The organism is Streptomyces sp. NPDC033177, from assembly GCF_055577715.1.
This window is the reverse complement of record NZ_JBVIPS010000002.1, coordinates 1-15085: the sequence shown is the minus strand read 5'-3', so window position 1 is coordinate 15085 and position 15085 is coordinate 1. Positions and strand designations below refer to the sequence as shown.

Here is a 15085-nt window from a genome sequence, read left to right as displayed (position 1 = left end):
GCGCGACAAGCCACGACGCACCCGCGGGGCTGAGACGGCGCTGGCGCCCGGAAGGGGGCGCGAGGAACGGCGCGCCAAGCCACGACGTACCCGCAGTCGAAAGCGCACACGCCGCTCGGAGCGCCTAGCACCCCCGCCCGCGCCGACACGCTGTCTCCCCGCGGCAGTACCACTTTCGGGTTCGGATCGTTGAGCTCTTCGGGCGTGCCGTCCGCTCGGCGGACAGGCTGGATGCCCCGCCCGCGCGCACCCGAAGGACGTCGCCCATGAGCACTCCGCCGCCCCTCGCCGGAGGAGCCCGAGGTCCGGACGCGCTGCGGCCGTTGCTCAGCGCCGCCCTGGACGCCCTGCGCACCGGGGCGACCGCCCGCGGGGGCCCTATCCCTGCGGGCGGCCCCACCGCCGTGGCGGCCAGGGTGCGCGAGGCCGCGGGCGAGGTCCTGCCCGCCCGGGGCGAGGGCGAGGAAGCAGCCCTGCGCACCCTCGTCCACGCACTGGCGGAAGGCGCCGCCGACCCCGCGGACGCCCTCTGCGCCGCACACCTGCACTGCCCCCCGCTCGCGGTGGCCGTCGCCGCCGACCTGGCCGCGTCCGCGCTCAACCCCTCGATGGACTCCTGGGACCAGGCCCCCGCCGCATCGGAAATCGAAGCCCTGGTCACCCGCGCCCTCACCGCGGAGGTGTACGGCACCGGCGAGGGAGACGCCCTCGTCACCACCGGCGGCACCGAAGCCAACCAGCTCGCCCTGCTCCTGGCCCGCGAACGCACCGCCACGCACGGCCCCGTCCAACTGGTCGTCGGCGAGAACGCCCACCACTCGCTCGCCCGCGCCGCCTGGCTCCTCGGCATGCCCGAACCGGTCACCGTCCCCGCGCCCGCCGGAGTCCTCGACCCGGCCGCCCTCGACGAGGCGCTGTCCGGGCTCACCGGGTCGCCGGACTCGTTCCTCGTCGCTGCCACCGCCGGCACCACCGACGCGGGGCTCATCGACCCCCTCGACCAGATCGCCGGCCTCTGCGCCGCCCACGGCGCCCGCCTGCACATCGACGCCGCGTACGGCGGTCCGCTCCTCTTCAGCGACGTACGAAGAGGACTCCTGAACGGCATGGAGCGCGCCGACAGCATCACCTTCGACCTGCACAAACTCGGCTGGCAGCCCGTCGCAGCCGGGCTGCTCCTGGTCCGCGACCCGCGGGATCTCGCGGCGCTCGGCCACCACGCCGACTACCTCAACGCGGACGACGACACCGAAGCCGGCTACCCCGACCTCCTCGGCCGCTCCCTGCGCACCACGCGCCGGCCCGACGTCCTCAAACTCGCCGTCACCCTCAAGGCCCTAGGGCGGGAGGGGATCGGCGCGCTCGTCGACCAAGTCTGCCTTCAGGCGCAGGAGTTCGCCGGACTCGTCGCCGCGCACCCCGGCTTCGAGCTGTACGACCGGCCCGTCATCAGCACGGTCCTGTTCCGGCCCGTCGGCGCCGACGACGACCACATCGCCTACGTCCGGCGCGAACTGCTCGGCCAGGGCCGGGCCGTGCTCGGGCGGGCCCGCATCGACGGACGCCGCTGGCTCAAGGCCACCCTGCTCAACCCGCACACCCGGCCCGGCGACCTCGCCGAGCTCCTGAAGCTCGTGGAAGGAACCACCCCCCGATGACCGGCCAGAACGACAAGCCCGCCCCGCCGCTCACCACCCCCGAGGACCCCCGGGACCTGGTCGGCATCGGGATCGGCCCCTTCAACCTCTCCCTCGCCGCCCTCGCCCAGCCCCTGGCAGGACTCGACGCCGCCTTCTACGAACAGCGGCCCGGATTCCACTGGCACCCGGGGCTCCTCATCGACGGCGCCAGCCTCCAAGTGCCGTTCCTCGCTGACCTGGTGACCCTCGCCGACCCGGCCAGCCCCTGGTCCTTCCTCAGCTACCTGAAGACCCGCGAGCGGCTCTTCCCCTTCTACTTCGCCGAGCGGTTCCACATCCAGCGCGCCGAGTACGACGCGTACTGCCGCTGGGTCAGCGAGAACCTCCCCGCACTGCACTTCGGGCACCAGGTCGACGCGGTGCGCTGGAACGCCGAACGGGACCTCTTCGAGGTCGACTTCACGCAACTCGACGCCGACGGCGAGGCCGAGGCGCTCGGCCGGACGTACACGAAGAACATCGCCGTCGGCGTCGGCACCGCGCCCTACATCCCCGAGCCCCTGAAGCCGCTGGCCGACGCCCCCGCCGTCCCCGTGATCCACTCCGCGGACTACCTCCTGCACCGCGACCGGCTGCTCGCCGCCGACCACATCACCGTCATCGGCTCGGGCCAGTCCGGCGCGGAGGTCTTCCTCGACCTGCTCAAGCACCGCACGCCGGGCGCCGAGAAGATCCACTGGCTCGCCCGCACCGAGGCCTTCGCACCCATGGAGTACTCCAAGCTCGGCCTGGAACACTTCACCCCCGACTACACCCGCTACTTCCACTCCCTGCCCGAAGCCGTCCGCGACGGACTCGTCCCCCAGCAGTGGCAGCTCCACAAGGGCATCGACGCCGACACCATCGCCGCCATCCACGACGAGCTCTACCGCCGCACCCTGCACGGCGGCTGGCCCGACGCCGTGCTCACCCCGGGCGTCTCCGTGCGCACCGCGGGCCGCGTCGCCACCACCCGCGTGGAACTCCACCTGGAACACCTCCAGCAGGGCACCCGCTCCCGCCTCACCACGGACGCGGTCGTGCTCGCCACCGGCTACCGCGAGCGCCCCTTGGACCAGCTCCTCGCGGGCCTCGACCCGTACATGCGCCGGGACTCCGCCGAGCGCCCCCGCATCGACGAGCAGTACCGCCTCGTCCTCGACCCCTCCGTCACCGGCACCGGCAGCAACGTCTACGTACAGAACGCCGAACGCCACACCCACGGCGTCGGAGCCCCCGACCTGGGCCTCGCCGCCTGGCGCAGCGCCACCATCCTCAACAACCTGCTGGGGGAGCCCCCTTACCCGCTCCCGCAGCGCACCGCGTTCACCAGCTTCGGCCTCCAGGACACCCAGGCCCGCCGCGCCACCGGCCTGATCGGCGAGCAGCGCGGCAACCTCGTACCCCTCAAGAACTGACGCGGGTCAGAACACCGGAGTGCCGTCCCGGGTCAGCTTCCAGTCCACCGACGCGAACTGGGCCGGGTCGACCGTTCCCTTGGCCTGCACCCACTGGATGATCGTGTTGCGGATCTCGTCGGAGTTCGCCCACAGCTGCTTGGCGCCGGCCACGTGCGGGAAGTTGCCGCCGCCGCTGGCCCGGTAGTTGTTGACCGCGAGCACGAACTCGGCCTTCGGGTCGAGCTCCTTGCCCTCGAAGCTCAGCTTCGCAATGCGGGAACCCACCGGCTTGGCGATGTCGATCTCGTACGTCACGCCGTACAGCGCGTCGTAGTTGTAGTCCGGGGTGTTGTCCGCGTTCGTCAGCTTCGCCGGGTCCACCGGGGCGCCGGCCGCGGTCTGGACGTAGTAGCGCGCCGAGTACTCCAGGTACTCCTTGAGCTGGGCACCCGTGATGAGCCGCGCCTCCAGGGTGTTCTCGAACGGGTAGAGCCCCGCCGCGTCCTTGATCGTCACCTCGCCCGCCGGGATGCCCGCCGTACGCGAGAAGCACGAGGCCTGCGAGAGCACGGGAAGCGCCGCGTACTGACCGCCCTTGAGGGCCTCCTTGACCGTCTCCGCCTGGACATGGCTGATCAGGTCGATGATCGCGACATCCTTGTACGGGCCTTCGGCCGTGCTCATCGCCTGCGTCGACGTACCGATGACCTGGTTGACGTACGCGACGACCTTCTTGTGCTCGTCGGCGAGCAACCGGGTAATCTTCCTGTCCTCCGCCGCCGTATTGGAGTTGAGGACCTGCGCGCCGACCTTCTCCACCGTCCAGCGGCCCTTGGCCCACACCAGGTCGAAGTCGAAGAGGGTGAGGCGCTGGCCCCACTTCAACGGCTCGGACAGGACGACCTTCTTGCCGGTCTCCTTGTTCTCGACGAAGTACTCGGCGATCTCCGTGTGCGCGTGCCCGACCAGGATCGCGTCGATGCCGGGCACCTGCTCGGCCACCAGACCGGCCGCGTTCTCGATGTGCGGGAGCTGGTCCCCGTAGGAGGAGGTGCCGCTGGAGCCGGAGTGCGCCGAGACGATCACGACATCGGCGCCCATGGAACGCAGCTTCGGCACCCACTTCGCCGCCTGCTCCTCCAGACCCGGGAACGTCATCTTGCCCTGCACGTTCGCCTTGTCCCAGATCGCGATGCCGGGGTTGGTCAGGCCGAGGACCGCCACCTTCACGTCACGACCGTGCGGGGTGCGCAGGCTCCTCATGAAGTACGGCGGGAAAGCGGGCTTCTGCGTCTTCGCGTCGAGGGCGTTGGCGCCGAGCAGCGGGAAGTCGCACTGCTCCTCGAACTTCCGCAGCACGGGAATGCCGTAATTGAACTCGTGGTTTCCGAGCGCCGCGGCGTCGTAGCCGATGCTGTTCATCGCCTGCGCCATCGGGTGGACAGGGCCGTGCTTGGCCGTGATCGGGTCGATCTTGGCGTAGTAGTACGAGAGCTGCGTGCCCTGAATGGTGTCGCCCGCGTCGATGAGGAGCGTGTTGCGGCGCCCTCTCTCCTCCCGGATCTCGTTCACGAGGGTGGAGATCTTCGCCAGGCCCACGTCATTGTGGTCCTTGTCGTCGAATTCCTTGTCCGTGAAGTAGTCCCAGTTGAAGACATTGCCGTGCAGGTCCGTCGTGCCCATCACGGTGAACGAATAGCGCTTCTTCCGCTTGACGGGCTTCCCGGGCGCCTGCGCCGACGCGGAGGGGGCGGCGGCCATCCCGCCCGCGAGCGCCACCCCAGTGGCGGCGGCGGACCTGCCCAGGAACTTCCGGCGGTTCAGCGGCATTTCGTACTCTCCTTGGACCCATGGCCATCGGTGTAACGCGCGTAGATAACGCGCGTAGATTCTGACCCCGACCACACCACCGGCAACAGACCCCGCAGGTTTCGATCCGATGACTGTCCGGTGCCGTGTCCTTTCCCTGTCCGCTGCCGCCCCCCAGTGCGAGAGTGGCCGCATGGACGAGACCACCCCCGGGACCACCCCCACTCCGGCCCCCTACGGCACCCCCGGCGCCCCGCGCCTGGCCGTGAAGGGCGAGGCACACCTCGAAGTCGACCCCGAGATCGCCCGCATCGGCATCACCGTCAGCGCGCGCGGCACCGACCGGCGCGAGGCCCTGAACGACCTGACGCGCCGCAACGCAGGCGTCATCGACCTCGTGAAGACCTACGGCGACTCCGTCGAGACCCTGGAGACCGGCGCCTTCTCCATCAGCCCCGAACTGACCAAGCACGGCCGCGGCGAGCGCGTCCGCGCCTACCACGGCCGGGTGCACATCACCGCGGAACTCAGCGACTTCACCGCGCTCGGCGAGCTCACCACCCGCCTCGCCGACCTCGAACTGACCCACGTCGACGGTCCGTACTGGGCCCTGCGCCCGGACTCGCCCACCCATCGCGACGCCCGCCAGCACGCGGTCAGGGAAGCGGTGCAGCGCGGCAGGGAGTACGCGGACGCGCTGGGCACCTCGCTCGCCGCCCTCGTCGAGCTCGCCGACATCGGCGCCGAGAACGCCCAGCCGTTCGGCTACGGCGGCCCGACGCCCGCCATGCGCACCGTCGCCTACGGAGGCGCCGCCGACATGGTCCAGGAAGCGGCCCCTCTCGACCTCGAACCCCAGCGGCAACACGTCTACGCACAGGTCAACGCGCGCTTCACGATGACACCTCCGCGGCTGTAGTCACGTATAGCCACGTGTAGCCACGGAGTGGCTTTACGTCGCGGGGCGCCTGGTAAATCGCTCATCAGAGCAGCGCCCCGCACAATTCAACACTTGTCAATAACCTTTCACGCAAAGGTTGTTGAGTAGTCATGCCCAGCCAATTCTCTACCGGCCGGTAAGCCCTAGGCTCGAAGCATGCGCCGAGCGAAAATCGTCTGCACCCTGGGCCCCGCCACCGACTCGTACGACCAGATCAAGGCACTGGTCGAAGCCGGAATGGACGTGGCCCGCTTCAACCTCAGCCACGGCACGTACGCCGAGCACGAGGAGCGCTATCAGCGCGTACGGAAGGCATCCGACGAGACGGGCCGCAGCGTCGGCGTCCTCGCCGACCTTCAAGGCCCGAAGATCCGCCTCGGCCGCTTCAGCGAAGGACCTGTACTCCTTGAACGGGGCGACGAGTTCACCATCACCGTCGAGGAGGGCGTCGAGGGCGACCGCCAGACCTGCGGCACGACCTACGACGGCCTCGCCGAGGACGTCACCCCCGGTGAGCGCATCCTCGTCGACGACGGCAAAGTGACCCTGGAGGTCACCGCGGTCGACGGGCCCCGCGTCACCACCACCGTCGTCGAGGGCGGCATGGTCTCCGACCACAAGGGCCTCAACCTCCCCGGCGTCGCCGTCTCCGTCCCCGCCCTCTCCGACAAGGACGAGGCCGACCTGCGCTGGGCCCTGCGTTCCGGGTTCGACGTCATCGCCCTGTCCTTCGTCCGCAGCGGCCGCGACATCGAGGACGTGCACCGCATCATGGACGAGGAAGGCCGCCGCCTCCCCGTCATCGCCAAGGTGGAGAAGCCGCAGGCCGTCGAGAACATCGACGACATCGTCGCCGCCTTCGACGCGATCATGGTCGCCCGCGGAGACCTCGGCGTCGAGATGCCCCTCGAACAGGTCCCGATCGTCCAGAAGCGCGCCATCAAGCTCGCCAAGCGGAACGCCAAGCCGGTCATCGTCGCCACCCAGATGCTCGACTCGATGATCGACAACTCCCGCCCCACGCGCGCGGAAGCCTCGGACGTCGCCAACGCCGTCATCGACGGCACGGACGCGGTGATGCTCTCCGGCGAGACCAGCGTCGGCAAGTACCCCATCGAGACGGTCCGCACGATGAGCCGCATCGTCGAGGCCGCCGAGGAGGACATCCTCGCCAAGGGCCTCCCGCCGCTGACCGAGCGGAACAAGCCCCGCACCCAGGGCGGCGCCGTGGCCCGCGCCGCCGCCGAGATGGGCGACTTCCTCGGCGCCAAGTTCCTCGTCGCCTTCACGCAGTCCGGGGACACGGTCCGCCGCCTCTCGCGCTACCGCTCGCCCATCCCGCTGCTCGCCTTCACCCCGGACCGGGCCACGCGCTCGCAACTGAACCTCACCTGGGGCGTCGAGACCTTCCTCGGCCCGCACGTCGAGTCCACCGACGCCATGGTCAACCAGGTCGACGAACTGCTCCTGAAGTACGGGCGCTGCGAGAAGGGCGACGTCGTCGTCATCACCGCGGGCTCCCCGCCCGGAGTCGCCGGCTCCACCAACCTCGTACGCATCCACCACATCGGCGAGGACGACAGCCCCAAGTAGGCGGACCGCGTACGTGGGACGAGGGGCCGATCCGGGGGGATCGGCCCCTCGCTCGTGCCGCGCGCCTATGGGGTCACGACGGCGAACTTCGGGTCCGGCTTCTCCACCACGCCGAGCAGGTCGGTGAGAAGCGACGCGTCGCCCTCGACCTTGATGTCACCGAGCCCCTTGCCGCCCAGCATCGCGAGCAACTGAGGCTTGGTCATCGTCAGCGTGACGCCCGCCTCCGGGTCCTTCTTCGTGTCGCTTCGATAGGTCAACACCCCGTGCCGCAAGGTCAGATGCCACACCTTGCCCAGCGCCGGAAGACTCCAGTCCATCCGCAGCTTCAGATCCCACGCCTTCGGGCCGTTCACCCGGATCGCCACCGAATCAATCAACTGATCCACGGAGAGCGCCATCAGCATGTCCGCGCTGGCCACAGTCGTGGGGGAGTCCCGTACGCCCTCACGCAGCTCCTGCGCACCCGTCAGATAGAAGTTCCGCCACACGGCGTTCTCCGAGGCCTGCCCCAACTTGACGTAAAGCTTGGCGAGTTCGGACTTGGCGGTCTTGTGGTGGGGGTCCGCGAACACGACATGATTGAGCAGCGTCACAGCGAACCGCAGATCACCGCTCTTCGCGAACGACCTGGCCTTCGCGACGGTCGCCGTACGGCCCCCCATGGCCTTCACGTACCGCTTGGCCTCCTCGACGGGCGGATGCTCCCACAGGTGCGCCGGGTTGCCGTCGAACCACCCCATGTAGCGCTGATAGATGCCCTTCACGTTATGGCTGAGCGACCCGTAGTACCCCCGGTTCGCCCACACGCCGGCGAGCGCGGGCGGCAGCTCGATCTCCTCGGCGATCTCCCGCCCCGTCATCCCCGCATTGATCATCCGCAGCGTCTGATCATGCATGTACGCGTACAGATCCCGCTGCTGCTCAAGCAGCTCCACGATCGTGTCGCCACCCCACGTGGGCCAGTGATGCGAGGCGAAGGCGACATCCACCCGCCCCTCGAAGAGCACGACAGACTCATTCAGATAGTGCGCCCACTGCCGGGCGTCCCGCACCTGCGCGCCGCGCAACGTGATGATGTTGTGCATCGTGTGCGTCGCGTTCTCCGCCATGCAGACGGCACGCAGGTCGGGCAGCACGAAGTTCATCTCGGCAGGGGCCTCGGTCCCGGGCGTCATCTGAAACTCGAACCGCACCCCGTCCACGGTCTCCACCTGACCGGTCTCGGTGATGTCCTTGGTAGGCGGAATCAACCCGATCGACCCCAGGGACACGGTCTGCCCGAGCCCACAACCGATCTGCCCCGCAGGCGACTTGGGAAGCAGCGCGCCGTACATGTACCCGGAGCGCCGCTGCATGGCGGTCCCGGCGTAGACGTTCTCCGAGACGGCATGCTCCATGAAACCGTCGGGAGCGAGGATCGGCACATCACCGCCCCCGTCCGGCAGCACACCACGACAACCGCCGAAATGATCGACGTGCGGATGGGTGTAAATCAGCCCGGTGACCTTCTTCTCACCGCGGTGCGCGCGATACAGCTTGAGCGCGGCGGCGGCGGTCTCCGCCGAGATCAGCGGATCGATGACGACGATTCCGGCGTCACCCTCGATGATCGTCATGTTCGACAGATCAAGCCCACGCACCTGATAGACACGGTCCGTGACCTTGTAGAGCCCCTGCTTCGACACGAGCTGCGACTGCCGCCACAGACTCTTGTGCGCGGTCTTGGGCGCGTCCTTCTCAAGGAAGCCATACGCGTCGCCATCCCAGACGACCTGCCCCTTGGCATTCTTCACGACCCCCGGGGTGAGGGCGGCGATGAACCCCTTGTCGGCATCGGCGAAGTCGTCCCCGCCCTTGCTGCTGCCCTCGCGATCGACGGCGGAGGCGGTCTGCGGATTCATGGCCACGGCCGCCGCAGCGGCACCCGCGGCGGCGACGACGAAGGTACGCCGGTTCAGGGGAGGAGTCATGCGGCCGAAGATCGCAGCGGTTCCCGGGACGGGGCAAGGGTTTCCGGGGGATTTGGGTCAGCTCCCAGGGAGGGCGGCGGAGGGGAGTGACGCGTCCTATTGCGCGGGCGGCGCGGGGTGGGTGCGAGGGTCGGTCGCGCGCCCGTACGGCTACTGTCCGTGATGAAGCCCCGGGGGCGCGCGGCAAAAAAGCGGGTGCCCACGCAATCGTGGGCACCCGCTTTTTCCTGCGATGTGCCGGGTGCGGGATTCGAACCCGCAAGCCCTTTCAGGCAGAGGTGTTTGAGACCTCCGTGTATACCGTTCCACCAACCCGGCAGGCACTGCCGGAACTATACCGGGTCACCGCCGGACGCTGCAGCTAGGTAGGCTGGCGAGGCAGCAGTACCTGCCCGGCCCGCAACAAGGAGCCCCCGTGACTTCCCCCGAGTCGCCCCAGCCCGTAGCCGATGACGACGACAAGTCGCACGTGCCTCCGCTGACGACCCGTGTCGTCATCGCCGAGGACGAGGCTCTCATCCGGCTCGACCTCAAGGAGATGCTCGAGGAGGAGGGCTACACCGTCGTCGGCGAGGCCGGTGACGGGGAGAAAGCCGTCGAGCTGGCCCGCGAGCACAAGCCGGACCTGGTGATCCTTGACGTGAAGATGCCCGTCATGGACGGCATCTCGGCGGCCGAGAAGATCGCCGAGGAAAGCATTGCCCCGGTGCTCATGCTGACCGCGTTCTCGCAGCGTGACCTGGTCGAGCGGGCCAGGGACGCCGGCGCGATGGCGTACCTCGTGAAGCCCTTCAGCAAGACCGACGTGGTGCCGGCCATCGAGATGGCCGTCTCGCGCTTCGCGGAGCTGAAGACGCTGGAGAGCGAGGTCGCCGACCTCACCCTGCGTCTTGAGACGCGGAAGCTGGTGGACCGGGCGAAGTCGATTCTGCAGACCGAGTATGGCTTGACCGAGCCCGCCGCCTTCCGGTGGATCCAGAAGACGTCGATGGATCGCCGTCTTTCGATGCAGCAGGTCGCGGAGGCCGTCATCGAGGACGCCGACGAGAAGAAGGCCGCCAAGGGGCAGTAGCCCCGGCCCGTACGACGCGTACGAGAAGGCCCGCACCCCGGATTCGGGGTGCGGGCCTTCTCGTACGTAGCCGAAGACGCTCAGTCCTCGCCCAGGTACGCCTTCCGCACGGACTCGTCGTGCAGCAGGTCGTTCCCCGATCCGGAGAGGACGATCTTGCCGACCTCCATGACGTGACCGTGGTCGGCGAGCGAGAGCGCCGCCTGGGCATTCTGCTCGACGAGGAGAATGGTCGTGCCCTGGGACTTGAGCTCGGAGATGGTCGCCATGATCTTCTGCATCATGATCGGCGAAAGTCCCATGGAGGGTTCGTCGAGCATGAGCAGTTTCGGCTGGGACATCAGGGCGCGTCCCATGGCGAGCATTTGCTGTTCGCCGCCGGAGAGCGTGCCCGCCGCCTGCTTTCTGCGTTCCCCGAGAATGGGGAAGAGGTCGTAGGCGCGCGCGATGTCCTTTTCGATGGCGCTCTTGTCGCTGCGCAGATATGCACCGAGCCGCAGATTGTTCTCGATCGTCATGCGCGGGAAGATGTGCCGGCCCTCGGGAGAGTGGGCGAGGCCGAGCGAGACGATCTGGTCGGCGCGGTATTTCCGGAGTGCTTTCCCGTTGAATTTGATGGAGCCGCCGACCGGCTTGAGCAGTCCGGACAGCGTGCGCAGCGTGGTGGTCTTGCCTGCGCCGTTCGTGCCGATCAGCGTGACGACCTCGCCGGCCTCGACCTTGAAGGAGATGCCCTTGACGGCCTCGATCTTGCCGTAGGCGACCTTGAGGTCCTCGACTTCGAGCAGTGCGGTCATCAGCTGGTCTCCTCGTTGCCCGTGGCGTCGGCTTCCGTGCTGCCGGGGGCTCCTTCGAAGGGCTCGCCCAGGTAGGCGGCGATGACGCGGTCGTCCTGCTGGACGGTCTCACTGTCGCCCTCGACGAGTTTCTCGCCCTGGACGAGTACGGCCACGCGGTCGCACAGGTTGAAGATGAAGCGCATGTCGTGCTCGATGACGAGGACGGCGATGCCCATGTCGCGGATGGCGAGGACGAGTTCCTCGGTGGCGCGGGTCTCCTGCGGGTTCATGCCCGCGGTCGGCTCGTCCAGGAGGAGCAGGCCCGGTTCGCTCGCCAGCGCGCGGGCGATCTCCAGCTTGCGCTGCTCGCCGTAGGGCAGGTTGCGGGACAGGTGTTCCGCCTTGTCGGCGAGGCCGACGAACTCCAGGAGTTCCAGGGCGCGCTCCCTGGACTTGGCTTCCGCCTTGTGGAAGCCGGGGCCGCGCAGGAGGGCCGACCAGAGGCCTTCCTTGGTCCGTGTGTGGCGGCCGACGAGGACGTTCTCCAGGACGGTCATGTTTGCGAACAGACGGATGTTCTGGAAGGTGCGGGCCACGCCGGCCGCGGTGACCTTGAAGGATTTGCTGGGCAGGACCTTGTCCTTGTACCGGACTTCGCCCTCGGTGGGGATGTAGAGGCCGGTGAGGCAGTTGAAGAAGGTGGTCTTGCCGGCGCCGTTGGGTCCGATGAGGCCGACGATCTCGCCGCTGTTGACGGTGAGGTCGACGGAGCGCACGGCTGTGAGGCCGCCGAACCGCATCGTGACGCCTCGGGCGTCCAGGACGGTCTGCCCGGCCGGCGTCGCGGCGGGGCTGTCCTTGCTGGTGGTGGTGTCGGTGGTCATGGCTCAGGCCCCTGTCTTGCTGAGGACTGTGGGTGGCGGCGTGTCGCCGGGAGCCAGTTCGGCCTCGTGGAACTCGAGCTGGCGGCGGCGGTTGGGGATGAGGCCCTCGGGGCGGAAGCGCATGAGCAGCACGAGCGCGAGGCCGAAGGCGAAGAGCTGGTAGTCGCCCAGGAACGAGAGCTTGCTCGGGATGAGGTAGAGCAGCGCCGCGCCGACGAGGGGTCCGCTGATGGTGCCCATGCCGCCGAGGACGACCGCGGCGAGCAGGAACGCCGAGTTGGGCGGGACCGTGTTGGCGAACTGGTACTGCTCGGGCGTCACGGTGTAGGTGACGTGTGCCTGCACCGTGCCCGCGAGTCCGGCGAGCGTGGCGCCGAGCGCGAAGGCGATGAGCTTCACGCGGAAGCCGTTGATGCCCATGGCGAGCGCCGCGGTCTCGTCCTCGCGGATGGCGACCCAGGCGCGCCCGATGCGGGAGTCGCCGCTGCGCCGGAAGACCAGCACGACGACGAGGGTGATGAGCAGCATCAGGAAGAAGTAGTTCGCGAAGCGGCCGATGGTGACACCGAGGATGGAGTGCTCGATGCCCAGGTCGAAGCCGAGGATCTTCAGGTTCGGGATGGAGGAGATGCCGTTCGAGCCGTTGGTGATGTCCGGGCCCGAGGTGCCGTCGGAGTTCATCGCGACGAGCCGGAAGATCTCACCGAAGCCGAGGGTGACGATGGCGAGGTAGTCGCCGCGCAGCCGCAGGGTCGGGGCGCCGATGATCACGCCGAAGACGAGTGATGCGCCCGCGCCGACCAGGATCGCGCCCCAGAACGGCAGATGGACGTCGAAGGGTGACGAGGGCGAGCCGGAGACCATGGATGCCGCGTAGGCGCCGACGCCGAGGAAGGCGACGTATCCGAGGTCGAGGAGGCCCGCGAGGCCGACGACGATGTTCAGGCCGAGCGCGACGGTGGCGAAGATGAGGATGTAGACGCCGATGGTGGCGTACTGGTCGTCGCTCTGGGTGAAGGGGAAGGCCGCCGCGGCGATGAAGGCACCGATCAGCGTGATGTTGCGGTGCCGGGCGGTGTAGGTGGAGACGTGGGCGACGAGCCCCGCCTTGGACAGCGCGGCGAAGCTGAACGCCACGGTGATCAGGAAGCCGATGAAGAGCTCGTCGTACTCGGTGCCGATGCCGTAGGTGAAGACCAGGAGGCCCACGGAGAGCGCGGCGACGATGATCAGGATCTCGACGTAGCTGGGGAGCTTGCGCGGCGTGGGTGGGGCCTGGGCGGCGAAGGCGCCCTTGAAGATGGTCATCCCGTTGCGCAGGCGGTGCTTGAACTGCTCGCCGGCGCTGTCCTCCGGGTCGATCGCGTAGGTGTGCGGCCGTACGAAGGGCAGGGCGAGGGCGCCGGTGAAGGCGGCCAGGGTGGCGATGGCGGCGACCCAGCCGCCGGGGTCCAGGTTGGCGAGGCCGCCGAGCTGGTAGCTGATCGAGATGATCGTGTACCAGGTGGTGGCGAAGGCCGCGAGAGCCGCGTACTTCAGCGCGGCGTCGGCGCCGCCGGGGGCCAGGGCGCGTACGCCCTTGACGCCGTAGGAGGCGAGGCCGAAGAGCGTGGTCAGGATTCCGGCGATCAGGACGAGCACCTGGAGGCCGCCGGGGTAGCCGTAGACGGTGAGGTCGCCGGGGAACGCCGCGGTCCAGGTCCATGCCATGAACGTGGAGATGACGGTGAGGATGCCGCCGCCGGTGGCCAGTGCGCGGGCGGGGCCCTCGGGGATGGCGATGAGGCCGGTGGTGGTGTGGTCCTGCTTGGGGCTTGGCGCGTCGGCCGCAGTGGTCTGTGTGGTCATGGTTCTCACGCCCTGTCCGCGACGCGCTCGCCAAGGAGACCTTGTGGCCTGACGAGGAGTACGACGATGAGGAGTACGAAGGCCCAGACGTCGGCCCAGGACTGCCCGCCGAGTTGGCTCATGCCGGGGATGTCGTTCATGTAGGCGGTGGCCATGGCTTCGGCGATGCCGAGGACGAGGCCGCCGATCATCGCGCCGTAGATGTTGCCGATGCCGCCGAGCACGGCGGCGGTGAAGGCCTTGAGGCCCCAGAGGAAGCCCATGCGGAACTGGACTTCTCCGTAGCGGAAGCCGTAGGCGACGGCGGCGATGCCGGCGAAGGCGGCGCCGATCGCGAAGGCCACGACGATGACGCGGTCGGTGTTGACACCCATGAGCTTGGCGGTGTCGGGGTCCTGCGCGGTGGCCTGCATGCCGCGGCCGACGCGGGTCTTCATCACGAAGTAGCCGAGGGCGAACATGCAGATCGGGGCGGTGATCAGCAGGAAGACGTCGCCTGGCTGGATGGTGACGGAGCCCAGGTGGATGGAGTCACCGGGCATCTCGGGGAAGGTGCGGGACGACTTCGCGTTCGGGTACCAGGCCCAGACGGCCTGCTGCAGCGCGAGCGAGAGGCCGATGGCGGTGATGAGTGGTGCGAGGCGGGGTGCGCCGCGCAACGGGCGGTAGGCGAAGCGTTCGGCTCCGACCGCTATGAGGGTGGAGACGATGACGGCGCCTATGAGCATGAGCGGCAAAGCGAGCCACATGCTGGTGCCGCCGGGCAGCCACAGCCAGACGGTGAGGGCGCCGAACCCGCCGACCATGAAGATCTCGCCGTGGGCGAAGTTGATGAGCTGGACGATGCCGTAGACCATTGTGTAGCCGATGGCGATCAGGCCGTACATGGATCCAAGTAGCAGGCCGTTGACCAGCTGTTGCGGCAGTTCGTGCACCGCAGGTCCTCCGAGTCTTTCGGTGTCGTTCGGCTGGCGGGCGGTGGCGGTGGGCCTCGCCGGCCGGACGGCTTAGGTGACGGATGCGACGCCGGGGGGGGGGGGGGGGGGGGGGGAGCCCCCCGTAGGGGGGTTCGTCGTAGGGGGGGGGCGTCTGGGGAAGGGACTGGACC

General features: G+C 68.7%; 11 protein-coding genes and 1 tRNA gene. 5 read left to right on the top strand and 7 right to left on the bottom strand.

The window, feature by feature from the left end:
- Positions 1 to 266: 266 nt before the first annotated feature.
- Positions 267 to 1658: a pyridoxal phosphate-dependent decarboxylase family protein gene (locus tag ACZ5U5_RS06100; protein WP_469017048.1), complete on the top strand. Its 1392-nt coding sequence runs from the start codon at positions 267 to 269 to the stop codon at positions 1656 to 1658.
- On the top strand, positions 1655 to 3097 hold the full coding sequence (locus tag ACZ5U5_RS06095; RefSeq protein ID WP_469017045.1) for a lysine N(6)-hydroxylase/L-ornithine N(5)-oxygenase family protein: 1443 nt from the start codon (positions 1655 to 1657) through the stop codon (positions 3095 to 3097). The genes ACZ5U5_RS06100 and ACZ5U5_RS06095 overlap by 4 nt, the downstream gene beginning before the upstream one ends.
- Positions 3098 to 3103: 6 nt before the next feature.
- Here the strand turns inward: ACZ5U5_RS06095 and ACZ5U5_RS06090 are convergent, their stop codons facing one another.
- A complete protein-coding gene (locus ACZ5U5_RS06090) occupies positions 3104 to 4909 on the bottom strand; it encodes a bifunctional metallophosphatase/5'-nucleotidase (protein WP_469017042.1) in 1806 nt (601 codons plus the stop codon).
- A 172-nt stretch (positions 4910 to 5081) separates the two neighbouring features.
- Between ACZ5U5_RS06090 and ACZ5U5_RS06085 the strand changes: the two genes are divergently transcribed.
- A complete protein-coding gene (locus ACZ5U5_RS06085; RefSeq protein WP_469017040.1) occupies positions 5082 to 5807 on the top strand; it encodes an SIMPL domain-containing protein in 726 nt (241 codons plus the stop codon).
- Positions 5808 to 5984: 177 nt separating this feature from the next.
- A complete protein-coding gene (pyk, locus tag ACZ5U5_RS06080) occupies positions 5985 to 7421 on the top strand; it encodes a pyruvate kinase (protein ID WP_469017038.1) in 1437 nt (478 codons plus the stop codon).
- Between the two features lie 65 nt (positions 7422 to 7486).
- On the opposite strand, the gene ACZ5U5_RS06075 is transcribed toward pyk, so the two are convergent.
- Both ACZ5U5_RS06075 and ACZ5U5_RS06070 read right to left on the bottom strand, forming a co-directional pair.
- A complete protein-coding gene (locus ACZ5U5_RS06075) occupies positions 7487 to 9394 on the bottom strand; it encodes an alkyl/aryl-sulfatase (protein WP_469017036.1) in 1908 nt (635 codons plus the stop codon).
- Positions 9395 to 9629: 235 nt separating this feature from the next.
- Positions 9630 to 9712: transfer RNA gene (locus ACZ5U5_RS06070), tRNA-Leu, on the bottom strand.
- Positions 9713 to 9809: 97 nt separating this feature from the next.
- Here ACZ5U5_RS06070 and ACZ5U5_RS06065 point away from each other — a divergent pair.
- Positions 9810 to 10466: an ANTAR domain-containing response regulator gene (locus ACZ5U5_RS06065; RefSeq protein ID WP_361826660.1), complete on the top strand. Its 657-nt coding sequence runs from the start codon at positions 9810 to 9812 to the stop codon at positions 10464 to 10466.
- 80 nt (positions 10467 to 10546) lie between these two features.
- On the opposite strand, the gene ACZ5U5_RS06060 is transcribed toward ACZ5U5_RS06065, so the two are convergent.
- The 4 genes from ACZ5U5_RS06060 to ACZ5U5_RS06045 are packed head-to-tail and all read right to left on the bottom strand — an operon-like array spanning position 10547 to position 14912.
- Positions 10547 to 11263 carry an ABC transporter ATP-binding protein gene (locus tag ACZ5U5_RS06060; protein WP_469017033.1) on the bottom strand — a complete coding sequence of 239 codons (717 nt, stop codon included), beginning with the start codon at positions 11261 to 11263 and terminating at the stop codon, positions 10547 to 10549.
- On the bottom strand, positions 11263 to 12129 hold the full coding sequence (locus ACZ5U5_RS06055) for an ABC transporter ATP-binding protein (protein ID WP_469017031.1): 867 nt from the start codon (positions 12127 to 12129) through the stop codon (positions 11263 to 11265). The genes ACZ5U5_RS06060 and ACZ5U5_RS06055 overlap by 1 nt, the downstream gene beginning before the upstream one ends.
- 3 nt (positions 12130 to 12132) lie before the next feature.
- Positions 12133 to 13977: a branched-chain amino acid ABC transporter permease gene (locus ACZ5U5_RS06050; protein ID WP_469017029.1), complete on the bottom strand. Its 1845-nt coding sequence runs from the start codon at positions 13975 to 13977 to the stop codon at positions 12133 to 12135.
- 5 nt (positions 13978 to 13982) lie between these two features.
- Positions 13983 to 14912: a branched-chain amino acid ABC transporter permease gene (locus tag ACZ5U5_RS06045; protein ID WP_469017027.1), complete on the bottom strand. Its 930-nt coding sequence runs from the start codon at positions 14910 to 14912 to the stop codon at positions 13983 to 13985.
- Positions 14913 to 15085: the final 173 nt, after the last annotated feature.